The organism is Azospirillum sp. UENF 111221 (assembly GCF_058780625.1).
Genome location: NZ_JBSNCH010000003.1, coordinates 168528 through 191552, shown reverse-complemented (window position 1 = coordinate 191552; position 23025 = coordinate 168528). Strand labels below are relative to the sequence as shown.

The 23025-nt window shown below is 69.3% G+C and carries 18 protein-coding genes and 2 pseudogenes; 11 read left to right on the top strand and 9 right to left on the bottom strand.

Translation table 11 applies throughout. The features are described 5' to 3' along the window. Positions 1-98 precede the first annotated feature (98 nt). Positions 99-863: a porin gene (locus ACWPN3_RS09350; RefSeq protein ID WP_492243087.1), complete on the top strand. Its 765-nt coding sequence runs from the start codon at positions 99-101 to the stop codon at positions 861-863. 63 nt (positions 864-926) lie between these two features. Here ACWPN3_RS09350 and ACWPN3_RS09345 read toward each other — a convergent pair whose 3' ends face one another. From ACWPN3_RS09345 to ACWPN3_RS09330, 4 genes are all read right to left on the bottom strand, one after another. Beyond that, positions 927-1598 (bottom strand): hypothetical protein, encoded by a 672-nt coding sequence (locus tag ACWPN3_RS09345; protein WP_492243086.1) that lies wholly within the window; start codon positions 1596-1598, stop codon positions 927-929. Positions 1599-1686: 88 nt separating this feature from the next. Next, a complete protein-coding gene (locus tag ACWPN3_RS09340) occupies positions 1687-2829 on the bottom strand; it encodes a cysteine desulfurase family protein (protein WP_492243085.1) in 1143 nt (380 codons plus the stop codon). A gap of 62 nt (positions 2830-2891) precedes the next feature. Further along, positions 2892-4256, bottom strand: a complete 1365-nt coding sequence (locus ACWPN3_RS09335) for a PQQ-dependent sugar dehydrogenase (protein WP_492261288.1) — start codon at positions 4254-4256, stop codon at positions 2892-2894. Between the two features lie 81 nt (positions 4257-4337). After that, complete coding sequence (locus ACWPN3_RS09330; protein WP_492243082.1) at positions 4338-6515, bottom strand: O-linked N-acetylglucosamine transferase, SPINDLY family protein; 2178 nt, start codon at positions 6513-6515, stop codon at positions 4338-4340. A gap of 150 nt (positions 6516-6665) precedes the next feature. Between ACWPN3_RS09330 and ACWPN3_RS09325 the strand changes: the two are divergent. From ACWPN3_RS09325 to ACWPN3_RS09310, 4 genes and pseudogenes are all read left to right on the top strand, one after another. Next, a pseudogene (locus ACWPN3_RS09325) lies at positions 6666-7259 on the top strand (LptF/LptG family permease); the annotation flags it as partial. Positions 7260-7281: 22 nt separating this feature from the next. Beyond that, positions 7282-7845: an LptF/LptG family permease gene (locus ACWPN3_RS09320; protein WP_492261287.1), complete on the top strand. Its 564-nt coding sequence runs from the start codon at positions 7282-7284 to the stop codon at positions 7843-7845. Beyond that, complete coding sequence (locus tag ACWPN3_RS09315; RefSeq protein ID WP_492243080.1) at positions 7842-8852, top strand: glycosyltransferase family 9 protein; 1011 nt, start codon at positions 7842-7844, stop codon at positions 8850-8852. The genes ACWPN3_RS09320 and ACWPN3_RS09315 overlap by 4 nt, the downstream gene beginning before the upstream one ends. A gap of 88 nt (positions 8853-8940) precedes the next feature. After that, entirely contained in the window at positions 8941-9492 is a 552-nt protein-coding gene (locus ACWPN3_RS09310) for a flagellar biosynthesis regulator FlaF (protein ID WP_492261286.1), read from the top strand. A gap of 81 nt (positions 9493-9573) precedes the next feature. On the opposite strand, the gene ACWPN3_RS09305 is transcribed toward ACWPN3_RS09310, so the two are convergent. Continuing rightward, the gene (locus tag ACWPN3_RS09305) at positions 9574-11619 is read right to left on the bottom strand and encodes an NAD(+) synthase (RefSeq protein WP_492243079.1); all 2046 of its coding nucleotides are present in this window, start codon (positions 11617-11619) and stop codon (positions 9574-9576) included. A 359-nt stretch (positions 11620-11978) separates the two neighbouring features. On the opposite strand from ACWPN3_RS09305, the gene ACWPN3_RS09300 reads away from it, so the two are divergent. The 4 genes from ACWPN3_RS09300 to ACWPN3_RS09285 all read left to right on the top strand — a co-directional run bounded on the left by ACWPN3_RS09300 (position 11979) and on the right by ACWPN3_RS09285 (position 19552). Continuing rightward, a complete protein-coding gene (locus tag ACWPN3_RS09300) occupies positions 11979-15008 on the top strand; it encodes a chemotaxis protein CheB (RefSeq protein ID WP_492243078.1) in 3030 nt (1009 codons plus the stop codon). After that, positions 15005-17707, top strand: coding sequence for a PAS domain S-box protein (locus tag ACWPN3_RS09295; protein WP_492261285.1), 2703 nt, complete (start codon positions 15005-15007; stop codon positions 17705-17707). The genes ACWPN3_RS09300 and ACWPN3_RS09295 overlap by 4 nt, the downstream gene beginning before the upstream one ends. 86 nt (positions 17708-17793) lie before the next feature. Beyond that, the gene (locus ACWPN3_RS09290) at positions 17794-19116 is read left to right on the top strand and encodes a sensor histidine kinase (RefSeq protein ID WP_492243076.1); all 1323 of its coding nucleotides are present in this window, start codon (positions 17794-17796) and stop codon (positions 19114-19116) included. A gap of 37 nt (positions 19117-19153) precedes the next feature. Beyond that, entirely contained in the window at positions 19154-19552 is a 399-nt protein-coding gene (locus tag ACWPN3_RS09285; RefSeq protein ID WP_109095702.1) for a response regulator, read from the top strand. A 172-nt stretch (positions 19553-19724) separates the two neighbouring features. Here the strand turns inward: ACWPN3_RS09285 and ACWPN3_RS09280 are convergent, their stop codons facing one another. From ACWPN3_RS09280 to ACWPN3_RS09265, 4 genes are all read right to left on the bottom strand, one after another. Further along, entirely contained in the window at positions 19725-20114 is a 390-nt protein-coding gene (locus tag ACWPN3_RS09280; RefSeq protein WP_492261284.1) for a nitroreductase, read from the bottom strand. A 120-nt stretch (positions 20115-20234) separates the two neighbouring features. After that, positions 20235-20426 (bottom strand): nitroreductase family protein, encoded by a 192-nt coding sequence (locus ACWPN3_RS09275; RefSeq protein ID WP_492261283.1) that lies wholly within the window; start codon positions 20424-20426, stop codon positions 20235-20237. Further along, the gene (locus ACWPN3_RS09270; protein WP_492261282.1) at positions 20423-20746 is read right to left on the bottom strand and encodes an OsmC family protein; all 324 of its coding nucleotides are present in this window, start codon (positions 20744-20746) and stop codon (positions 20423-20425) included. Before ACWPN3_RS09270 ends, ACWPN3_RS09275 begins: the two co-directional genes overlap by 4 nt. Before the next feature lie 381 nt (positions 20747-21127). After that, positions 21128-21913 (bottom strand): AEC family transporter, encoded by a 786-nt coding sequence (locus tag ACWPN3_RS09265; protein WP_492261281.1) that lies wholly within the window; start codon positions 21911-21913, stop codon positions 21128-21130. A 267-nt stretch (positions 21914-22180) separates the two neighbouring features. Here ACWPN3_RS09265 and ACWPN3_RS09260 point away from each other — a divergent pair. Both ACWPN3_RS09260 and ACWPN3_RS09255 read left to right on the top strand, forming a co-directional pair. Next, positions 22181-22501, top strand: a pseudogene (locus ACWPN3_RS09260) (AidA/PixA family protein); the annotation flags it as partial. A 161-nt stretch (positions 22502-22662) separates the two neighbouring features. Continuing rightward, positions 22663-22842, top strand: coding sequence for an AidA/PixA family protein (locus tag ACWPN3_RS09255; protein ID WP_492261420.1), 180 nt, complete (start codon positions 22663-22665; stop codon positions 22840-22842). The last annotated feature ends 183 nt before the right edge of the window (positions 22843-23025 follow it).

The window sequence follows — 23025 nt, the reverse complement described above, 5'->3', positions numbered from 1 at the left end:
AATTTTAGACGAACATCCCTCAAACCGGAAAGGATACATAGAGCCGTACCTACCAAACGGACAGTCGACCATCGGCCGAACAGCACAGGGCTTGTCAAATGAAACGAAACATTTCCATGCCTATTCTGGCGGCAATGGCGATTTTATCGGCAAGCGGCGCATCTGCGGATATCCTATACCAAAAGGGTAGTTTTTCAGATCAGCGCCATTTCTTGGCTGTCGATGTCTCGTGGGGGGAGCTGGAGATCGGGCAGGCCGACAGCGCCCGCAACCGGCTGGTCGGGGCGGCGGCCGTTCCGGCCTCCACCGGGGCCGGAAGCCGGACGGCGAAGCTCAGCTATTACACCCCGCCGCTGCGCGGCTTCGAGCTGGGCGCCAGCTACACCCCGATGCCGCGCGGTGCCGGCGACATGCCCGACCCGCGCGAGGCCATGCATCTGGTGGAGGCGGCGGTGCGCAAGACCGTCCTCATGGGCGGCATCAGCACCCGCTTTTCCGCCGGGACCAGCCGGGCGCGGGTGCGCAGCGACAGCCGTCGCCTGCCGCGCCAGTCCTGGATCGTCGGCACCCAGTTCGCATGGCAGAGCGTGACGCTCGACGGCGACCTGCGCCAGCAGCAGGAGTCCGACGGCGTGTCGGTGCGCAGCCTGAACGCGGCGCTGGCCTATGGGCGCGGCGACATGACCTTGTCCTTGCAGGCGCGGCGGACCTTGCCGGAGAATGGTGCCGCCAGCGGCCATTACCTCGCCGATCTGGCCTATCGCATCACGCCGCAGTGGCAGATGATGGCCGACACCAACATCGACACCGGGGCCGACTCCCTGGGTGCCGTGGTCAAGGTCGGCGCGCGTCTGGTGTTCTGAGCGCGACGGACGGGGCGGGGGAATGACGTCTCCATCCCCCCGCCGCAGCCGGTGGCGAACCGCTCAGTTCGCCGCGAAGCAATAGAGCAGCCCGGCGCCGCCGGTGCTCTTCAGCGCGTCCTGGCTGCAGCCGCCGCGCGAGGCGTGCGAGGAGTTCCAGGACTTCGCCGGCGGCTGCTCGTCCAGGCCCATGCGGTCATGGTGGCCGAGCATGGCCGCGCCCTCGGTGCCGCTCTTGGTCCAGTTGCCGCAGGTCATGTCCTGGCCGGCGGGGAAGGCGGTGCCGTCGGGCTGCGACCCGGTCAGGATGTCGTGCGTGTTGGGCTGGTCGCCGCGGCCGTTGATCGTTTCGCCCTTCTCGTTCAGCGCGGTCTGCTTGGTCAGGGCGTTGGTGCCGTGCAGCTCTTCGACCGAGCGGGCGACCATTTCGCCCTTGGCGTTCTGCCAGGGGCCCTTGCCGATGCGGTCCCGCGCGTTGACCGCCGGCTGGCCGTCGGCGGCCTGGGTGCTGAGATAGGCCCGCCATGTGCGGCTGCCGGCGCCCGCCGCCTGGGCCAGCTGCTGGCAATGCCCGTCGGCGCCGGCCAGCCCGCCGAGATCGGCGCCCTTGCCGGTGCCGGTGCTGGTGACGAAGAAGGTCATGGCGGACGGGCCGGCCTGCTGCGCCGACGCAACCGCCGGGATCGCCAGCAGGAAGGCGGCCGCCGCCGCGGTCCGGATGCTCGCACCGATCATGGTTTCTCTCCCTTTGCCGTTGTTATTGCCCGCCGGATCAGCCCTTGCCGGCGGAGCCAGTGGGAAGGAGACGCTCCGGCCCGGCGATTCATTCCCCCGGCTTCGCCGGATTCAGCATGGCGGACCCTATCGCGGCTGCCAGCCGGTCGGCCGCCTCGTCCACCTCCGCGATCGTGGTGCCACGGCCCAGCCCGAAGCGCAGGCTGGCATGGGCGTCCGCCGCAGACAGGCCGAGCGCCAGCAGGACATGCGACGGCTCGCCAGCGCCGCTGTGGCAGGCCGACCCGGTGGCGACGGCAAGCTCCGGCAGATCCAGCAGCAGGTCGGCGGCGTCGATGCCGGGGACGGTGACGTTCAGGCAGCCGGCCAGCCCATCCGCCGCCCCGTTGCGGCGGATGCCGGGCAGCCGGTCCCGCAGGCGCTGCCAAAGCCGGTCGCGCAGCGCGCCGATGCGGCTGTCGTCCTGCTCCCGCCGCGTCCGAGCCAGCCGGCAGGCGGCACCCAGCCCGACGCAGAGCGGCGTCGGCAGCGTTCCCGCCCGCAGGCCGCGCTGCTGTCCGCCGCCTGCCGAGGCCGGCACCGGCCGGAGGGGCGGCCGGACGATCAGCGCGCCGATGCCCATCGGCCCATACAGCTTGTGCCCCGACAGGCTGAGCCCATGCAGCCCGAGCGCCGCCATGTCGAGCGTGCGCGTGCCCAGCGCCTGCACGGCGTCGCTGTGCATCGTCGCGCCGTGCCGTGCGGCGACCGCGGCCAGCTCCGCCAGGGGCTGGACCGTCCCGACCTCGTTGTTGGCGGCCATCACCGACACCAGCGACGGGGTCGGCAGGCCGGCCAGGGCGCTGTCCAGGATGGCCGGATCGACCCGGCCGCTGCCGTCGACCGGCAGAACGGCCACTGGATGGCCGCGCCGCCGCAGTTCGGGCAGGCAGCCGAGGATGCTGGCATGCTCGACCGCCGAGACGACGCAGCCGCCGCCCGCCGGCACGCCGCCCAGCACCGCCAGCGCATTGGCCTCGGTGGCGCCGGAGGTGAAGACGACCTCGCCCGGCTGGGCGCCGACAAGCGTGGCGACTTCGCCCCGTGCCTGTTCGATGGCGTCGGCGGCGCGCCAGCCGGCCGGATGGGCGGCGTGCGGGTTGCCGGCCGCCTCAATCCGCATCCAGGGCAGCATCGCCTCCAGCACCTGCGGATCGAGTGGCGTCGAGGCCAGATGGTCGAGATAGATCATGGCGCAGTATCACGCCGATGCGAGAGGAAGGGGAGGGGGATAGCCGCCTCCCCTCCCTGCCTTCACTTCGCCGGCTGGTCCGGACGCTCCGCCGACTGTGCGGTTGCGGTGCCGCCGACGCGCCAGATCGCGTTGCCGACATCGTCGGCGACCAGCAGGGCGCCCTTGCTGTCCAGGATCACGCCGACCGGACGGCCCTGCGCCTTGCCGTCCTTGTCGAGGAAGCCGGTCAGCACGTCCACCGGCTCGCCCGCCGGCTTGCCGTTGCGGAACGGCACGAAGATCACCTTGTAGCCGCTGGCCGGGTCGCGGTTCCACGAGCCGTGCTGGCCGATGAAAACGCCCTCCTGCAGGTTCGGCGGCAGATCGCCCTGGCGGGAGAAGGTCAGGCCGAGCGAGGCGGTGTGCGGCCCCAGCGCATAGTCGGGCGGGATCGCCTTGGCGACGAGGTCGGGGCGCTGCGGCTCGACCCGCTGGTCGACATGCTGGCCGTAATAGCTGTAGGGCCAGCCATAGAAGGCGCCGTCCTTCACCGAGGTCATATAGTCGGGGACGAGGTCGCTGCCGATCTCGTCGCGCTCGTTGACGGCGGTCCACAGGAGGCCGGAGGTCGGCTCCCAATCCATGCCGTTCGGGTTGCGCAGGCCGGACGCGAAGATGCGGTGCGCCCCGGTCTTCAGGTCGATCTCCCAGATGGCGGCGCGGCCCTGCTCCGCCTCCATCCCGTTCTCCCCGACATTGCTGTTGGAGCCGACCGTGGCATAGAGCTTGGTGCCGTCGCGGCTGGCGATGATGTTCTTCGTCCAATGGTGGTTGATCGGCCCGCCCGGCAGGTCGACGACCTTCACCGGCTTGGCGGTGATCCGGGTGTCGCCCTGCTTGTAGGGCACCTTCACCACCGCGTCGGTGTCGGCGATGTAGAGGTCGCCGCCGACCAGCGCCATGCCGAAGGGCGAATTCAGCCCTTCGATGAAAGGCTCGCGGACATCGGCCTTGCCGTCGCCGTCGCTGTCGCGCAGCAGGGTGATGCGGTTGGCGCTCGGCGTCTTGGCGCCGGCCTTGCCCATCACCAGACCCATCACCCAGCCCTTGATGCCCTTGCCATCCTCCGGCTTCGGCGGGGCGTTGGTCTCCGCCACCAATATGTCGCCGTTGGGCAGCGCCAGCATCCAGCGCGGATGGTCCAGCCCGGTGGCGAAGGCGGTGAGGCTCAACCCCTTGGCCGCGACCGGCTGCGCGCCCTGCGGCCAGCCGATGGCGTCGGCGATGTTGACCGTCGGGATCAGCGTGGATTTCGGCGCCGGCAGCGTCGGGTTAGGGCCGGTGCCGGCCGACACCGGCAGCGACGCCTGATCGCCGCATCCGGCGAGCGACAGGACGGCGACCGTCGCCGAAAGCATGAAGGCGAGCCGTGTGGTGCTGTGCATGCGCCGAAATCCCGCGTCTGTGGGCCTGAGGGGGTACCCACGTTCAACGCCGGTGCATTCGGGTTGGTTCCGCCACAGCCCTCAATGCGGCAGGGCCAGGGCCCGCAGGTCCGCTGCCAGGGCGGCAGCCAGCGTCCCGCCGTCGCACAACGGCCCGGCGGCCATGCGGGTCCGCAAAGTGCGGCGCAGCTCCGCCAGCCTCTGCCGGTCCGCGGCCCAGGCGACGGCGCGCTCGACGTAATCGGCCGGATCGGCGGCGATGCAGCCCTCCACGCCGGCCACCGACAGGAAGGCCAGCGAATGGCGGCTGGAGAAAGTCTCGCCCGGCAGGGTGACGACCGGCACCCCCATCCACAGCGTCTCCAGCGTCGTGGTGCTGCCGGAGAAGGGGAAGGGGTCGAGCGCCACATCGACCGACGCGCAATGGCGCATATGATCCAGGCTGCCGGTGGCACCCACCATCGTCACCCGGCCGGGATCGATGCCGGCGGCGGCCAGCCGGCCGCGCCACAGCGCGGCGGTGTCGGGGCAGGACAGCGCCTTGGTCTTCATCAGCAGGCGCGAGTCCGGCACCCGGCGCAGGATTTCCGCCCAGGCCGCCAGCACGCCGTCGTTCAGCTTGGTCAGGATGTTGAAGCTGCCGAAGGTGACCGGCCCGCCCGACAGGCAGGGCGGCGGCGTCAGCGGCAGTTCGTCGTCGCTGCCGGGCGGGTCGTAGGCGATGAAGGCGTCGGGCATGCGCAGCACACGCTCGGCATAGAAGGCCTCCATCCCGTCGGGCACATGGTGGCGGTCGGCGACCAGCGCATCCATCGCCGCCAGCCCGGTCGTCGCCATATAGCCCGACCACGCCACCTGCACCGGTGCCGGCTTGCGGGCGAAGACGCCGGGACGGCCGCGGGCATTGTGGCCGGCGAGGTCGATCAGCACATCGGGCCGGTCGTGGCGAATCCGCGCCGCCAGCTCCGCATCCGTCAGGCCGGCGACCGGGGTCCACTGCGCCGCCGCCCGGCGGAAGCGGTCGGTCACGTCGTCGGATTCGCTCTGGTTGGCGTAGAGCAGCAGGCGGATGTCGTGGCCGGGCAGCGCCTCCACCGTGCGGAGGGCGAACAGGCCGGCGGGGTGGCGGCGGAAGTCGCCGGACAGGATGGCGACGGTCAGCGGCCCCTTGCGTGTGCCGGGGCGCGCGCCGGCCTTGCCCGGCTTCACCCAGCGCCCGCGGTGGGGGGCACCATGGACCCGGTCCCAGTCGCGATGCGCCTCCAGCACCGCCGCCGCCGTCACCCCCGGCCGGAACAGCAGCAGATAGGCGAGGTTGGAGCGCACATCGGCCAACGTCGGATCGAGCACCAGCGCCCGCCGGTTCCCGGCCTCCGCCGCGTCGAGCAGCCCCTGGCCCTGGCGGACAAGGGCGAGGTTGGCCAGCGCCTGGGCCAGCGCCGGTTCCCAGGCCAGCGCCGTCCGGTAGGCGGCGGCGGCGGCGCCCAGCCGGTCGGCGCGATGGCGCACCTCGCCCAGCCGAAGCAGGCAGTCGGCCAGATCCGGCCGGGCGGCCACGGCATGGCGGGCCGCAAGCTCGGCGCCGTCGCGGTCGCCCAGCGCCAGCCGGGCCGCGGCGAGGTTGGACAAAGCAGGAGCGTGATCGGGGCGCAGCGCCAGGGCGCGGACCAGTTCAGCCGCCGCCTCCCGCGGGCGCTCCAGCGCCAGCAGCAGGGCGCCGCGGTTGGCATGCGCCTCGACGAAGGTCGGTTCGTCGGCGAGCGCGGCACGGTAGGCATCGTCGGCGTCCGCCCGCCGGCCTAGTGCGGCCAGCACATTGCCCAGGTTGAAGCGGGCGCGGGCATAGCCTGGACGGCGCGCCGCCGCCTGCCGGAAGGCGGTCGCCGCCTCCTCCAGCCGGCCCTGAGCCTCCAGCGCGTTGCCGAGATTGTAGAGCGCCTGGGCGAACTCCGGCCGCAGGCGGACCGCCTGCCGGTGGGCGGCCACCGCTTCCTCCAGCCGTCCCAGCGATTTCAGCGCACTGCCGAGATTGTCGTGATAGTCGGCGACCCGGTGATTGTGCTGGATGGCGCCGCGGATCAGGGTGACGGCGCGGTCGGGCTGGCCGGATTGCAGATGGACGACGCCCAGCAGGTGGGCGGCGTCGGCATGGCCGGGCAGGGCGTCCAGGACAGCGTGATAGAGCGCCGCCGCTTCGCCGAGCCGGCCGGACTGATGATGCGCCACCGCGGCAGCCATCGCTTCCTGGATCGTCGCCATGACGACCGTCATACCGGCTGGCGCGGGCGGGCGCCAGCGCTTTCCCGGTCCGAGGGGGCACCCGTGTCGGGGCGCGCGGTTTTCAACACTTGACCCGGCGGGCCGGGGCGGTCAGCTTGCCGGCCGTATACAGCCCCCGGCCGATCCCCGATGAACCGACTGCAACGGTACCTGTTCCGCAACCTGCTGATCGCCACGCTCTATTCGACGGCCGGCCTGACGCTGACCATCTGGCTCAGCCAGTCCCTGCGCCTGATCGAGATCGTGGTCAGCGCCGGCGCGCCGATGGGCATGTTCCTGTGGCTGCTGCTGCTGACCGTGCCGACCTTCCTCGGCATCGTGCTGCCGCTGGCGCTGGTCGGGGCCATCCTGTTCACCTACAACAAGATGGCGACGGACAGCGAGCTGGTGGTGATGCGCGCGGCCGGCGTCGGCCCCTTCTCGCTGTCGACCCCGGCGCTGGCGCTGGCGGTGGGGGTGATGGCCGTCGTCTTCACCCTGAACATCTGGATCACCCCGGCCGCCCACCGCGAGCTGGTGCGGATGGAATACACCGTGCGCAGCGACTATTCGCAGCTGTTCCTGCGCGAGGGCGTGTTCAACGAGGTCGGCGACCGCTTCAGCGTCTTCCTGCGCGACCGCGATTCCGACGGCAACCTGCACAAGGTGCTGATCCATGACGGGCGCCAGCCGGACAAGCCGGTGACGATCATGGGCGACCGCGCGGTGATGCAGACCGGCCCCGACGGCACGCGCTTCGTCGTCTATGACGGCAACCGGCAGGAGCTGGACCGCAAGAACCAACCGGCTGTCGCAGCTGTTCTTCGACCGCTATGCCGTCGACCTGAAGGCGGTGGCGCCGCAGGCGGCGGACCGCTGGCCCGACGCGCGCGAGCGCACGACGGCGGAGCTGATGGACGGCAACGTCCCCGCCCAGGACGACCGCATGCGCCGCGGCCTGATCGCCGAGCTGCACCACCGCTTCTCCTCGCCGCTGCTGGCCCTGACCTATGCGCTGGTGGCGCTGTCGGCGCTGCTGTCGGGGGAATTCAACCGGCGCGGCCAGTCTTCCCGCGTCACCATCGCCGTGCTGGCGGTGATGGGGTTGCAGGCGGGCGCGCTGGGTCTGACCAGCCTTGCCGGCAAGGCGACCGTCTTCGTGCCGCTGATGTACGCCATGCCGCTGGCGATGCTGCTGCCGCCGCTCTGGGTGATGTCGCGCGGCCTCAGCCTGCGTCCGGGACGCCGGCAGGGCGCGCCCGATGCCGACCCCCATGCCGGTCCTGATGCCGGCCCCGATGCCGGCCGGGCCGGGTCGTCGGCGTCATGAGCCGAATCCTCTTCATCACCTCCAACCGTCTGGGCGACGCGGTGCTGTCGACCGGGCTGCTCGGCCACCTGACCGACGCCTATCCGGCGGCACGGCTGACCGTCGCCTGCGGGCCGCTGCCGGCGCCGCTGTTCCGGTCGGTGCCGGGGCTGGAGCGGCTGATCCCGCTGGCGAAGCGCTCCTATGCGCGGCACTGGCTGCGGCTGTGGCTGGACTGCGTCGGCACGCGCTGGGATCTGGTGGTGGACTTGCGCAATTCGGCGGTCGGGCGGCTGGTGCCGGCGCGGCGCCGTGTCTTCCACGCCAAAGCGGCGCGCCCGATGCACAAGGTGGAGGAAAATGCCGCCGTGCTGGGCCTGTCGCCGCCGCCGGCCCCGCGCCTGTGGATCGACGCGGAGGCGAGGCGGCAGGCCGATGCCCTGATCCCCGCCGGGACCGGGCCGGTCCTCGCCATCGGGCCGACGGCGAACTGGCTGGGCAAGGAATGGCCGGCGGAGCGCTTCGCCCGGCTGGCCCTGTGCCTGACCGGGGAGGGCGGTCCGCTGGCCGGCGCCCGGGTGGCGGTGCTGGCAGCCGGGCCGGAGCGGGAACGGGCGCAGCCGGTGCTGGCGGCGCTGGGGCCGCGGGCCATCGACCTGACCGGCCGCACCGACCCGATGGCCGCCGCCGCCTGCCTGGAGCGGGCGGCGCTCTATGTCGGCAACGACAGCGGGCTGATGCACATCGCCGCGGCGGCGGGCGTGCCGACGGTCGGGCTGTTCGGTCCCGGCTATCCCGCCATCTACGGCCCCTGGGGGCCGCGCGGCCGGGTGGTGGTCAGCAGCGTCCCGCAGCCGGAATTGCTGGCCTGCGTCACCGCCGACCCCAACGCCCGCGGGCTGATGGACGGCATCGACGAGGACCGGGTGGCGGAGACGGCGGCCTCACTCCTCTCCGAAACGCATAGAACTTGTGACCAGTTTGCGTCAGGGTCCTCCGCGCCGGCCGAACTACCCCCGTTGCGTTGACAAAGCCGGTCGGATAACCGACACTTCCGGGACGAAGCAAAGGGGCAGGTCCGCCCCCACCGGATGGGTTTTCCCCCGAGGGTTTGGAATGAAGCCGACTCCCACCTACGCCAACAAGCCGACCTCGGACAATCCGCGCGACGTCGAGGCTTGGGCCCTGGCGGAAGCGGCGCGCCGTATCATCGCCGCCAGCCATGCCAAGGACGAAAAGGCCTACCGCGAGGCTCTTCAGCTGAATCAGCGCCTGTGGACGATCTTCCAGGCGGCGATCACGGAGGAGGATTGCGGCCATCCGCCGGAGGTCCGCACCAACATCGCAGCATTGTCGCTGCTGGTCGACCGCGAGACCACCAACCGTCTGATCGACCTGGATTTCGGCAAGATCGACACGCTGGTCAACATCAACCGCAACGTCGCCAGCGGCCTGACCGCCCAGGGCCAGTTCATCGCCGCCCAGCAGGCCACCCAGCCGCATCCGGGCACGCCGCAGGCGGCAGCTCCGCAAGCGCCCCAGGCCCCGCAGGCCGCGCCGGCGCCGGGACAGCCGCCGGCCGGCATGCGCCCCGCCGTGCCGCCGCGCCCGATGACCGCCCCGGACGCCGCCCCGGTCAACCGCGAGTTCCTGCGCATCTCGATCTGACCGCCATCGCGGACGATCAGGAATCGCCACCGACAGGAGAAAGGCCGGCGCTCCGATGGGGCGCCGGCCTTTTTTGTCCGCTCACTCCGCCGGAACCTCGCGGTCCAGCTCCTCCAGCCAGATGCGGGCGTTGCCATCCGACGGGGCGCGCCAGTCGCCGCGCGGCGACAGCGAGCCGCCGGCGGTCACCTTCGGGCCGTTCGGCATGGCCGAGCGCTTGAACTGGCTGAACCCGAAGAAACGGCGCAGGAACACCCGCAGCCAGTCGCGGATTTCGGCCGGGCTGTAGGCGCGGCGCTTCTCCAGCGGATAGCCCTCCGGCCAGTCGCCCTTTTCGGCATCGGACCAAGCATGGCGGGCCAGGAAGGCGATCTTCGACGGGCGGAAGCCGTAGCGCAGCACGTAGAACAGGGTGAAATCCTGCAGATCGTACGGTCCGATCACGGATTCGGAGCTCTGCAGCGCCTTGTCGGAACCGGCCGGCACCAGCTCCGGCGAGATCTCCGTCTTCAGGATGGCGTCCAGCGTCGCCGAGACCTCCTGCTGGAACTGGCCGGTGCGGCCGACCCAGCGGATCAGGTGCTGGATCAGCGTCTTCGGCACGCCGGCATTGACGTTGTAATGGGACATCTGGTCGCCGACGCCATAGGTGCACCAGCCCAGCGCCAGCTCCGACAGGTCGCCGGTGCCGAGCACGATGCCGTTGTGCTGGTTGGCGAGGCGGAACAGGTAATCGGTGCGCAGGCCGGCCTGCACATTCTCGAAGGTGATGTCGTACACCGCCTCGCCGTGGGCGTAGGGGTGGTCCATATCCTTGAGCATCTGGTTGGCGGCCGGCCGGATGTCGAGTTCCCTGGCCGTCACCCCCAGCGCCGTCATCAGTTTCCAGGCGTTGGACTTGGTGCCCTCGCTGGTGCCGAATCCCGGCATGGTGTAGCCGAGGATGCCGGTGCGCGGCAGGCCGAGCCGGTCCATGGCACGGGCGGCGACGATCAGGGCATGGGTGCTGTCCAGCCCGCCCGACACGCCGATCACCACCGTCCTGATCCCGGTGGCGCGCAGCCGCTGCACAAGGCCGGCGACCTGGATGTTGTAGGCCTCGTAGCAGTCCTGTTCCAGCCGTTCGGCGGCGGCGGGAACGAAGGGCAGGCGCGGCACCACGCGCAGCAGCCCCACATCGGTCTCCGGCGCGTCGAGCCGGAAGGCGACGGTGCGGAAGCCGCCGGTGGCGCCGGGGTACAGGCGTCGGTTGTCGTCGAAGGTGCCCTGGCGCAGCCGTTCCTGCCGCAGCAGGTCGAGATCGACGTCGGCCACCGCCATCTGGGAGCCGTCGGGGAAGCGGTCGGTTTCCGCCAGCTTCTCGCCATTCTCGAAGATCGAGGTCTGGCCGTCCCAGGCGAGGTCGGTGGTCGATTCCCCCGTCCCGGCCGAGGAATAGAGATAGGCCGCTAGGCAGCGCGCCGACTGCGACTTCGCCAGCAGCCGGCGGGTGTCCGACTTGCCGATGGTGATGTTGCTGGCCGACAGGTTGGCGAGGACCGTCGCGCCGGCCAGCGCCGCCATGGTGCTGGGCGGGGCCGGAACCCACAGGTCCTCGCAGATCTCGGCATGGACGACCAGACCGGGCTGGTCCTCGGCGGAGAACAGCAGGTCGGGGCCGAAGGGAGCGGTCAGGTCGCCGATGCGGATGGTCCCGCCTTCGGTGCCGGCGCCCGACGCGAACTGGCGGCGTTCGTAGAATTCCCGGTAGTTCGGCAGATGCTGCTTCGGCACCACGCCCAGCAGCTCGCCGCGGTGGATCGCCACCGCCGTGTTGTAGAGCCGCCCGTCATACAGCAGCGGCGCCCCCACCAGCAGCAGCGGCATCAGCCCGGCCGACGCCTGCACCAGATCGAGGATCGCCTGCTCCACCGCGTCGATCAGCGGGTCCTGCATCAGCAGATCGTCGATGGCGTAGCCGGACAGCGCGAGTTCGGGGAACAGCGCCACCGCCACCGACTTTTCGTGACAGGCGCGCGCCGCCTCCAGCACCGCCGCGGCATTGGCCGTCGGGTCGGCGGGGGTGCTGCGCGTGGTGCAGGCGGCCACCCGCGCGAAGCCGTGGCGATAGATCGAGGTGAAACTCATGACCCGTTCCCGCTGCCTTGCATGCCATTGACGCCCCAGGATGCGACGCCCCGGGGCAGCAAACATAGCAGGAATTTCGCGCGCGTCAGGTCCCCCGTCCCAACCCCATCCCCGGCTTTCCGGCATTCGGTGCGGACTGGTGAGCCGGCGTGCCGGAGCAATGCTTTAGACACGATACATTCGTTATAAAACCAAAGTCAAATCGATGGAAAGATATGGACATTCCAGTTAAATGCACAATGTCGAAGAACGATGGCCTGCGACAGTCAAGTTGACCAAATCAAATGCGTTGGATATAGGCAGGGTCTGGCTTGCACAGACAACCGGCAGGCCGACGCCAGAAGGACTCGTTTATCACCGTGCCAACGGATACGCCCGCCACGCATCCTGACCCGACGCCCGCCGCATCGCCCGATGCAGACGCAGGGGGCGTTCCGGCGGAAGCGGGCGTTCCGGCGGAGACCGGCGCGCCGCCGGAGCCGGCCTGCTGCATCGTCGGCATCGGCGCCTCGGCCGGCGGGCTGGAGGCGTTGCAGCGCTTCTTCGACGCGGTGCCCGGCGACAGCGACCTCGCCTATGTCGTGGTCCAGCACCTGTCGCCGGTGCACAAGAGCCTGATGGTCGACCTGCTGGCGAAGCACACCGCCATGGATGTGGTGCAGGCGACCGACGGCGTTCCGGTCCAGCGCAACACCGTCTATCTGCTGCCGCCGGGCAAGCATCTGAGCATCGAGGATGGCCGGCTGCGGCTGACCGCCAAGGATGCCGGCGGCGGCATGAGCCTGCCGATCGACATCTTCCTGACCGCGCTCGCCCGCGACCAGGGGCCGTTCGCCATCGGCCTGATCCTGTCGGGGACCGGATCGGACGGCACGCGCGGCCTGATGGCGATCAAGTCGGCCGGCGGCTTCACCGCGGTCCAGCAGCCGGAGACCGCCCAGTTCGACGGCATGCCGCGCAGCGCGCTGGCCACCGGACAGATCGACGCCACCCTGGCGCCGGACGCTCTGCCGGCCCGCCTGATCGAGCATGCGCGCAAGACCCTGGCCCGCGCCCGCCCGATGCCGCCGCGCCAGCGGCGCGAGGACGGCGACGACCCGCTGGCCCAGATCATCGCGGTCATCCGCTCCGTCACCGGCGTCGATTTCTCGCATTACAAGCTCGCCACCCTGCTGCGGCGGATCGAGCGGCGGATGCAGGGCGCCGGCCTGGAGTCGATGGACGAGTATGCCGCCCTGCTGCGGCGGAACAGCGCCGAGACGGTCAACCTCTACAAGGAGATGCTGATCGGCGTCACCCGCTTCTTCCGGGACGAGGCGGCCTTCCGCGTCCTGGCCGACCGGGTGATCCCCAGCCTGCTCGCCAACCGCAGCCCGACCGACATGGTCCGCGTCTGGGTCTGCGGCTGCGCCAGCGGGGAGGAGGCCTATTCCATCGCCATCCTGTTCGCCGAGGCGCAGGAAAAGCTGGGGCGCAGCTTCGACGTCAAGATCTTCGCCACCGACATCGACCAGGACAGCATCGAGATCGCCAGCCTGGGCGAGTATCCGCGCGCGATTGCCGAGGACGTGTCGCAGGAGCGGCTGAGCCGCTTCTTCACCGCGCGCGGCGACAGCTACGTGGTGTCGCGCGACATCCGCCGCATGGTGGTGTTCGCCGCCCACAACATCATGCGCGACCCGCCCTTCACCAAGATCGACCTGCTGAGCTGCCGCAACCTGCTGATCTATATGGACCAGCCGTTGCAGCGGAAGGTCCTCAGCCTGTTCCAGTACGCCCTGCGCCAGAGCGGCTTCCTGTTCCTCGGCACCAGCGAGACGCTGGGCGACCTCCAGTCCGATTTCCACACCGTCGACAGCCGCAACAAGGTGTTCCAGAGCCTGCGCGCCGGCTCCTTCCGGCTGTCGCGCCTGCTGGTGCCGACGGTGGCGGCCCCGCTGGCCCGCCATGGCGAGGACGCCGTAAGCCATGGCATGGAGGAAGGGGCGGTCATCGACGAGGCCATCGGCGCGTTGATGAAGGCCTATGTGCCGCCCTGCCTGCTGGTCAACGAACAGATGACCATCATGCATGTCTTCGGCGACGCGTCGTCCCTGCTGAAGGTGCCGGCGGGCGAGGCGACGCTGAACGTGCTGAAGCTGCTGCCCTCCTCGGTCGCCATGGTGACGGGCACGGCACTCAACCGCGCCTTCCGCTCCGGCGAGGAGTTCGCGCTGTCCAACATCCCGGTCAAGGACCGCGAGGGGGTGGCGGCGCTTAGCCTGCGGGTCCAGCCCTATGTCGCGCGCAAGACCGGGCGCCGCTTCGCCCTGGTGGTGCTGGACCGGGCCAACATGCTGCCGCTGTCGGTTCCCGATTCCGACTTCGACCTGAATGCCGACGCCGCCGAGCGCATCCGCGGCCTGGAGCAGGAGCTGCTGTCGCGCGGCGAGAATCTCCAGGCGACCATCGAGGAGCTGGAAACCGCCAACGAGGAATTGCAGGCCACCAACGAAGAGCTGCTGGCCTCGAACGAAGAGTTGCAGAGCACCAACGAAGAGCTGCAATCGGTCAACGAGGAGCTTTACTCGGTCAACGCCGAATATCAGGCGAAGGTGGAGGAGCTGACCGAGATCACCAACGACTTGGACAACCTGCTGCGCTCGACCGAGATCGGCACGGTGTTTCTGGACGGCGACTTCGTCATCCGCCGCTTCACCCCGGCGGCGGCCGGCTTCATCAACATCATCCCGCGCGACATCGGCCGGTCCATCGCGCATCTGTCCACCAACATCGACTATCCCGACTTCCTCGCCGACATCCGCAAGGTGTTCGACGGGCAGGAGGCGGTGGAACGCCATGTCCGGGTCTATGACGGCCGCTGGGTGCTGACCCGCATCCTGCCCTACCTGACCGACAAGAGCCAGATCGGCGGCGTGGTGGTGACCTTCGTCGACGTGACGGAGACCAAGCAGGCGCAGGAGCGGTTGCAAAAGGTGCTGGACAGCCTGCCGGAACACATCGCCGTGACCGACCACGACGGCCGGATCGTCATGGTGAATGCCGCCTGGCGCGGTTTCGCCCAGCGCAACGGCGCCCCGGCGACCGAGCGCTGCGGCGTCGGCACCAACTATCTCGATGTCTGCCTCAACCCGGAGGCGGCGTCGACGGACAGCATCGCCCGCGCGGTGCATGACGGGCTGCGCCGCATCCTGGACGGCGAGGCCGATGATTTCTCCGTCGAATATCCCTGCCATTCGCCCGATGAACAACGCTGGTTCCTGATGCACGCCACCCGCCTGAACGACCAAGACGGCGGCATCGTCGTCAGCCACATCAACATAACCAACCGCAAGCTGATGGAATTGCAGTTCGACAATGCTGGTAAGGGCGACGGGGGCGACGAATGAGCGAGGATTCCTCCGGCCGACTGCGCCGCCGTGCCGAAACCATTCTCAACGGCGGGACGTTCGAGGCGACGGACGTCACCGCCACCTCGATGAAGGAACTGCTGCACGAGCTGTATGTCCATCAGGCCGAGCTTGAGATCCAGAACGAGGAACTGCGCGGCGCCCAGCAGGCGCTGGAGGCGTCCCGCCTGCAATATCTCCAGCTTTTCCAGTCGGTGCCGCTGGCCTGCCTGGCGGTGAACGCCGCCGGCATCGTCGGCGAGGCCAACGCCGCCGCCGAACGGCAGTTCGGCCTGCCGATGCTGCGGCTGAAGGGCCGCCCGCTGACCCTGCTGCTCGACAGCGTCGACCATGGCCGGCTGTTCACCGCGCTCGCCCGGCTGCGCGACCATGGCGAGTGGGTCCGGCAGGAGTTCCGCTATCTCGGGCCGCAGGGCACGATCATCGACGGGTTGACCGACGCCCGCCGGGTGACGCTGGACGACAGCGACCGCGGCGACGTGCTGCTGACCATCACCGACCTGACCGAACGCAACGCCTGGCTTCGCGAGGTGCAGCAGGCCCGCGACGATGCCGAGCGGGCGCGCGCCGACTATCACCACATCCTCCAGTCGGTCGGCGACGGCATCCTGGGAGTGGACGCCGACGGCCGCATCCGCTTCGTCAACGCCGCGGCGACGGCCATGACCGGCCATCTCGACCTCGACCTGATCGGCCGCCCTCCCTCCGACCTGTTTGCCGGACCGGCGGAGGCCGTAACCGGGCTGCCGGTCGGCGAAACGGACCCGGCGGCATCCCCGGCGGGCGGGGCGGCCCGTGCGCTGGCCCTGTCGCTGACCGACGGCCGGCCGCGCAGCGTCACCTGCGAGAAGCTCCGCCGGGAGAATGGCGGGACGCTGCTGGTGGAGGTCACCATCTCCCCCATGCTGGCGTCCGGCATGCGCCTCGCCCCGATGCAGGAGCGCATTCAGGGAGCCGTCGTCGCCTTCCGCGACGTCACCGCGCGGCGCACCGCCGAAGCGGCGCTGAACCTCAGCGAGCGGCGGCACCGGGTGCTGGTGCAGTCGCTGCACGATGCGCTGGCGATGACCGCGGTCGATGGCCGCAGCCTGCTGGCCAATGCCATGGCCGAGCGGCTGCTGGACGGCCCCGCCGGCGCCCTGCTCGACCCGATGGCGGCGGCCTTCGATGCGGAGGGCAAGGCAGAGAGCCGGGCGGACGGGCTGCTGGCGCCGGCCACCGCCCCGGCCACCATTGTCCCGACCACCGCCGGCCGCCGCTTCATCGACGCCAACGGCAACCGGCTGCATGGGCTGCCCCCCGCGGCGGAAGCGGCGCGCAGCGGCAAGCCGGTGGTCGAGCGCATCATCGGCGTGGTCGAGGGGGAGGAGGCGACTTCCCCCACCCGCTGGCTGCGGGTGTCGAGCCGCCCGGTCGCCGATCCGGCCGGCCATGTCGAGGCTGTGGTGTCCAGCGTCGCCGACATCACCGCGGTGAAGGCGCTGGAGCGCGAGCTGAACGTGGCGCTGGATGCGCGCGAGCGCTTCCTGGCGGCGGCGAGCCACGATCTGCGCCAGCCGGTGCAGGCCCTGATGCTGCTCTCCGACCTGCTGATGAAGGAATCGCTTGCCCCCGGCGCCCGGCGGATGGCGGAGCAGATCCAGTCCTCGCTCGGCGGGCTGGGCGGCATGCTGGACGGGATGCTCGACATCTCCAAGCTGGAAGCCGGGCTGGTCGCCCCCAATCCGGAAACGGTCGACATCGCCGCCCTGCTGGCCCGGCTGCATGGGGAATTCGTATCCGCGGCCGAGAAGGCGGGGCAGGCCCTGCGTCTGGTGGCGCCGCCTCTGACCACGCGCACCGATCCGCGGCTGCTGGAGCGGGTGCTGCGCGCCCTGCTGACCAATGCGCTGCATTTCGCACCCGGCGGGCGGGTGCTGATCGGGGCGCGGCAGCGCGGCGACCATGTGCAGATCGAGGTGTGGGACACCGGCATCGGCATCGCCGACCAGCACATCGACCGCATCTTCCAGGACTTCTACCAGGTCGGCAACGCCGCCCGCGACCGGCGTGAAGGGCTGGGGCTGGGGCTCAGCATCGCCAAGCGGCTGGTCACCATGCTGGGCGGCACCATCGACGTGACCTCCTCGCTGGGCCGCGGCAGCCGTTTCACCGTCAGCCTGCCCCTGACCGAAACCAGGCCGGACATGACCGACCGGTCCGGCAGCGCCGGCCGCAGCGGGACCGACGACAAGGCCGGGCGGCTGGTCATGCTGGTGGAGGACGACGCCGTCATCCGCATGGCGCTGGTCCTGATGCTGGAGGATTGGAACTATCGCGTTGCGGAGGCCGGCAGCGGGGCGGAGGCGGAGCAGCTGCTGGGCGACCTGATCGAGTTCGGGGGAGGAGCCCGACCTGATCCTGGCCGATTACCGCCTGCCGGAAGGGACGACGGGGCTGATGGTGATGGACATGGTCCGCCGCCGCCTGTCGCGCGACATTCCCGGCGTGCTGCTGACCGGCGACACCTCGGCGGACCGGCTGCGGGAGGCGGCCGGCGCCCAATGCGCGTTGCTGCACAAGCCGATCCAGCCCGGCCGCCTGCACGATACGCTGGCGGCGGCGTTGAGTGGCTGACCGTGGCATGGGGCGCACCCCACAATCCCCCCGCAATCCTTCGCCGGCGCAGTTTTTCTTGATTTACGTCAATGCTCCGGACAGATGAAGATCCAGACTGTCCGAACTGTTCGGAGAGGTGAGTGACGGCGTAAAGCGGGGACAACCCATGCCCAACAGGACGGATGCCAGCCTTGCGCGCCGGATGGTGCGCGCCCGTGCCGCCAGACTATCGGCGCTGCTGCTTGGCGGCCTGTTCGTCGGCTTCCTGCTGCTCGTCGCCGTCTTCATCGAATATCGCCGTGCCATCGACTGGGTCGACCACACGCACGAGGTCATCTCCGCCGTCGAGGAGTTGCAATCCACCCTGTCCGACACCGAATCCGGCCAGCGCGGATACCTGCTGTTGCCGGACCCCATTCATCTCGCTGCCTACGAGGAGGGGAGGGAGCGCAGCCACCGGTTGCTGGATAGCATCGGGACGCTGACCGCCGACAACCCGGTGCAGCAGGACAAGGTGAAGGCCCTGCGCGCCCTGACCGCCGACAGGCTGGACCAGATAGCCGGGGTTCTGCGGCAGGTCACCGACGAAGGGCTGGAGCAGGCGCTGGCGACCATCCGCGAGGGAAAAGGCGCCTCCACGATGGCCGCGATCCGGCGCCTGACCGCCACCATGCGGGCGGAGGAGGACCTGCTGCTCGCCCGGCGCAGCCGGCATGCCACCATCCTGGAGTTGCTGACGATTGCCTATGGGGCCGTCTTCGTCACCGTCACCGGCTGGCTCTGCTTCTCCACCGTCCGGCGGATGGAGCGGGATTACCAGGCCGAGCGGGCGGAAGGGGAGGCGCTGGCCGCGACGTTGCAGGAGAACAGGATCCTGCTGGACGAGGTCAACCACCGGGTCAAGAACTCCTTGCAGATCGTCGCCAACCTGTTGCGGACCCAGGCGATGCGGCATCGCAGCGACGAGGTGCGGCAGGAATTGCTGGACAGCAGCAGCCGCGTGCTGGCGATCGCCGAGGTCCATCGCCGCCTCTATGGCGAGGGGGCGGTGTACGACACCGTCGAACTGACCGACCTGATCCGCAGCATCGCCGAAAACGCCGTCCCGCTCACCGGCAGTGCCGAACCGGCGATGACCATGGCGGCGGGCACGCCGCTGTCGGCGCCGGTCGACACCGCGGTGCCGGTGGCGCTGATCGTCAACGAGCTGCTGACCAACAGCTACAAGCACGCCTTTCCCGACGGGCGGCGCGGCAGGGTCACGGTGGATATGGCGGTGGCGGGGAACGAGGTCCGCATCGACGTTGCCGACGACGGCATCGGCCTGCCGGAGGGGGTCGCGAGCGGCGGTGGCGGCGGCTTCGGCCTGAACACGGTCCGCAATCTTACGCGGCAATTGAGGGGGCATCTGGAGATCGAACGTTTGACACCGGGGACGCGTTTCCTTTTAACTTTCCCGATGAAGCCGCACACTCCAACCCAGGCGTGATCCTCCCGGCCGACGCGCAGAATTTATAAGAAGAACAATGAAGATACTGATCATAGAGGATGAATTCCTGATCGCCGAGGGCGTGTCGCTGACTTTGCAGTCGGCCGGCCATGCGGTGACGGGAATCGCCGATGATCTGCCGACCGCTCTCGCCCTTGCCGGGCAGGAGAGGCCGGACATGGCCTTCGTCGACATCAAGCTGGCCAACGGCTCGAACGGGCTCGACGTCGCCCGCGCCTTGAAGGCGATGGGGATCGCTTGCGTCTTCGCCACCGGCAACCCGCCCAACAAGGCGCAGGCCGGCGGCGTCGGGCTGGGCTACATCGTCAAGCCCTTCTCGCCGCGCGTGCTGGTTCAGACCGCCGCCTTCGTCGCCGGCATGCTGTCGCCCTGCGCGCCGTCCGCGGCGGCGCCCCACGGGTTCGTGACGCTCTAACAGGGTGCGGAAAAAGGCTTTTGCGTCGCGAGGGAGGGGCTTTTCGGCAAGATTAGGAAAGGCCGAAGCAAGATACTGGTGGTATCTTGCAAGGTCTTGACGCGAGATTGCCGGAAGAACCCGACCGCAGCCAGCAAAATGGTTTTCCCGCACCCTGCTAAGGACGCCGCGCTCAGAATCCGGTGAAGCGGGTGAAGCCCTCGGCCGGTTCGCGCTCCGTCGGGAAATTGTTTTCCGGTGCCGACCAGTCTGCGAAGCCCAGCGCCATGCCGCTGGCGATGATCTCCGTGTCGGGCAGGCCCAGGTGCCGCGCAGTGATGGCGTGGCGGTAGCAGAAGGCGGCCTGGGGGCAGGTCTCCAGCCCGAAGCCGCGGGCGACGATCATCACGTTCTGCATGAACATGCCGAGGTCGAGCCACGCCCCCTTGCCCATGTCGCGGTCGATGCTGAAGAACAGCCCGACCGGCGCGCCGAAGAACAGCCAGTTCCGGCCATGCTGGCGCGCCATCCGATCGCGGTCGCCCTTGCCGATGCCGATGGAGCCGTAGAGCGCCCAGCCCACCGCCCGCCGGCGGCCCAGATGGGCTCCCGCCAGGTTTCGGGGTAATAGGGATATTCCGGCACCTCCGGCTCCCCGGCCTCATGGGCGGCCAGCAGCTCCGCCGACAGGGCGGCGCGCGCCTCACCGGCAATGGCGTGGACCTTCCAGGGCTGGATGTTGGAGCCGCTCGGCGCCGCGGGCGGCGAGGTCGAGGATGTGCCGCACCGTCTCCCGCTCCACCGGCGTGGCCAAAAAGGCGCGGATGCTGCGCCGGCCGGCGACGGCGTCGAGGACCGGCAGGGCGTTTTGCGAGGGCAGGGAGTCAGCGCTCATCGCCGGCCGCCTCTCCCCCCATTTCTCCCTCGACCTCCACCGCCGGTTCGTGCCGAACCGGGAAATTCGACGGACCGGGCGATGAAGCATTTCTCCGCCGCCTCGTGGTGCAGGGCCAGCGCCTTGGCGGCGTCGGATCCCGGCGCCAGCGTCACCCGCGGGCGCAGGACGGCGACGGCGGTGAACTGGCCGCCGCCGTCGGCCTCCTCCTCCATCTCGCCGTCTGCGTCGTCGCTGTAGCCGGTGACGACGATCCCGGCGGCCGAGCAGAGATGCAGGTACCAGAGCTGGTGGCAGGAGGACAGGGCGCCGACCAGCATCTCCTCCGGGTTCCAGCGTGCCGGATCGCCGCGGAAGGCCGCGTCGGAAGTGGCGGGGATCGCCCGGCTTGGTCCCTGGCGCTCAGCGTGTGGTCGCGGCTGTAGGCCCGGTAGGACGAGGTGCCGGTGCCGAGATTGCCGGTCCAGTCGAGCCGGACGGCATAGCGGTGTTCCCTGTGCGCCGCAAACCCCCTCCCAATCGACTGCATCACGAACATCAATAGCGCCGGCAGGCCGACGAAGGCCATGGCGGTGGACCCCAGCACCATGCCGGCGACATCCTCCGGCGCGTTGCCGTAGCGCAGCGCCCAGAGATAGTCGAAGACGGCCACCGGCATCGAGCTTCTCCTGCACCAGCACCACGCCTGCGCGCCGCCCCGGTCAGCCCCATCGCCCAGGCCACCAGCAGCCCCATGCCGCCCGGAAACCTGGCGGCCAGCCGGAAGGCCGACATCGACAAAGCGCGCACCGCGCCGGATAGAGGCGAAGCTTCGACAGCGCCACCCCCAGCGAGAACAGCATCAGCGGCACGGCGCAGTTGCCCAGCAGCGTGGTGGTGTTGCCGATCCACACCGGCAGCGGCAGTTCGGCGAGCTGGATCGCCACCGCCGCCGCCACTGCGTAGATCGTCGGGGTGCGCGCCATCTGTCCCAGGTCGAAGCGCCCGGCGGCCAGCGCCGGCCCCAGCGTGAACTGCCCCACCGACATCACCGCATAGAACAGCACGGCGAGGCTGAGGCCGTTCTCCCCGAAGGCGAACAGGCAGACCGGCGGCCCCAGGTTGCCGGCGTTGGGGAAGGCCATCGCCGGCACATAGACCCGCAGCGACAGCCCCGACGCCAGCAGCACCGGGACCGACGCCAGCGCCGTCAGCGCCATGCACAGCGTCGCCGCCAGCGCCATCTCCCCCATCACGTCGGCGGACAGGTGCAGCCGGGTCAGGGCGAGAGAAGACCAGGCAGGGCGACGACACGTTGATCGCGAAGGTGGTGATGAAGGCGCTGTCGTAGGGCAGCTTCCCGCGGGTCCAGCCGTAACCGAGGATGCCGCCACCACGAAAACCGGGGCCAGCACGGCGAAGGCGTCGGACAGAAGGGCGTAGATGGGCGTGGAGACGGACGGAACCCTGCGCTGCAACAGGTGGGTGGGCGGACTGTCAGCCACCATGGCGGCATTCCCGCCCGCCGTCATCCCCCCAAGCCCAAGCCGGGACGCAGGGCAGCCGCGCGGCAGGGATCGGATGCCGCCGGGTAGGGCGGCAGCGGCGCCAGCCCTGGAAAGCATCCCAGTTGGCGCAATGGTATGCAAATTTCGGCTCGCATTCAAATGTAATCGTCAATGAACACAATAGTAATTTTTTAAATTTGCAATGAGCCCCAATGAATACGAAGGAAAATTATTATTTATTATTGTTTTGTTACTAACAATCTCATTATGAATTTTCAGATTCATTTTGAATCGCCGGTTGCTTTTTTCGTCTCATTAAATCAACTTAACAAGAGGCAGATTTGCCTAAACATAATTTCACGTAAAAGGATGATGGAAAATGTCAACTGTGAATATCGAGGTCTCGTCGTTGATGCTCAGACGATTTACAACACCTATCAAAGCAATCTGGGTTCTTTCGCGAGCCCGACGCCAATCGCGCACGAATACATTTATATGGTGACGCAGCCCGTGTTCGTGACGTCGACCACGCCGACGACCCAGGCGACGGCGGATTCGAACATCACCTGCAACGTCGGCGACAACGTTCGCTGGACCTTCTCGACGCTGTCGCAGGAGGTCGCGATGTACGCGCTGCCCTACCAGATCGACCTTCGCCGGAACCAACGTCATGTCGACGCCGCTGCCGATCATGCTCCAGCCGGACGAACCGATCATGACGCTGCCGGTCCCGGCGACCGGCCCCGCCTATACGGGGGCCGACGCAGTACGACTATGTCATGCAGGCAACCATCACCAACAACGACGCCGGCACCGCGGAGCAGTACAAGGTCTACTTCATGCTGGTGCAGGCGAGTTCCTCGGGCGGCCTGACCACGGTCGGCTATTTCTCCTGGGATCCGACCATCACCGTCAATCCGCCGGCGTAATCGGTCCTGGATCGATCCCCACTGATCGGGGGGCCGGGCCGCGCGGCGGGATGCTGCGGCCCGGCCCTCCCGAGTTCGCAGCACTCCCGGTGAAGCGCCGCCGGTTCGGAGGACGGCCAGCGTTGCGATTTCGATGACACAGGTCCGGAGAAATACGGCTTTTTAGAAAGCTTCATCACAAGT

Excerpts from the sequence above, each read along its gene's own strand:
- ACWPN3_RS09350 (WP_492243087.1), top strand. The coding sequence starts at position 99 with ATGAAACGAAACATTTCCATGCCTATTCTGGCGGCAATGGCGATTTTA.
- ACWPN3_RS09345 (WP_492243086.1), bottom strand. The coding sequence starts at position 1,598 with ATGATCGGTGCGAGCATCCGGACCGCGGCGGCGGCCGCCTTCCTGCTG.
- ACWPN3_RS09340 (WP_492243085.1), bottom strand. The coding sequence starts at position 2,829 with ATGATCTATCTCGACCATCTGGCCTCGACGCCACTCGATCCGCAGGTG.
- ACWPN3_RS09335 (WP_492261288.1), bottom strand. The coding sequence starts at position 4,256 with ATGCACAGCACCACACGGCTCGCCTTCATGCTTTCGGCGACGGTCGCC.
- ACWPN3_RS09330 (WP_492243082.1), bottom strand. The coding sequence starts at position 6,515 with ATGGCGACGATCCAGGAAGCGATGGCTGCCGCGGTGGCGCATCATCAG.
- ACWPN3_RS09320 (WP_492261287.1), top strand. The coding sequence starts at position 7,282 with ATGACGGCAACCGGCAGGAGCTGGACCGCAAGAACCAACCGGCTGTCG.
- ACWPN3_RS09315 (WP_492243080.1), top strand. The coding sequence starts at position 7,842 with ATGAGCCGAATCCTCTTCATCACCTCCAACCGTCTGGGCGACGCGGTG.
- ACWPN3_RS09310 (WP_492261286.1), top strand. The coding sequence starts at position 8,941 with ATGAAGCCGACTCCCACCTACGCCAACAAGCCGACCTCGGACAATCCG.
- ACWPN3_RS09305 (WP_492243079.1), bottom strand. The coding sequence starts at position 11,619 with ATGAGTTTCACCTCGATCTATCGCCACGGCTTCGCGCGGGTGGCCGCC.
- ACWPN3_RS09295 (WP_492261285.1), top strand. The coding sequence starts at position 15,005 with ATGAGCGAGGATTCCTCCGGCCGACTGCGCCGCCGTGCCGAAACCATT.
- ACWPN3_RS09290 (WP_492243076.1), top strand. The coding sequence starts at position 17,794 with ATGCCCAACAGGACGGATGCCAGCCTTGCGCGCCGGATGGTGCGCGCC.
- ACWPN3_RS09285 (WP_109095702.1), top strand. The coding sequence starts at position 19,154 with ATGAAGATACTGATCATAGAGGATGAATTCCTGATCGCCGAGGGCGTG.
- ACWPN3_RS09275 (WP_492261283.1), bottom strand. The coding sequence starts at position 20,426 with ATGAGCGCTGACTCCCTGCCCTCGCAAAACGCCCTGCCGGTCCTCGAC.
- ACWPN3_RS09270 (WP_492261282.1), bottom strand. The coding sequence starts at position 20,746 with ATGCTGGTCGGCGCCCTGTCCTCCTGCCACCAGCTCTGGTACCTGCAT.
- ACWPN3_RS09265 (WP_492261281.1), bottom strand. The coding sequence starts at position 21,913 with ATGGTGGCTGACAGTCCGCCCACCCACCTGTTGCAGCGCAGGGTTCCG.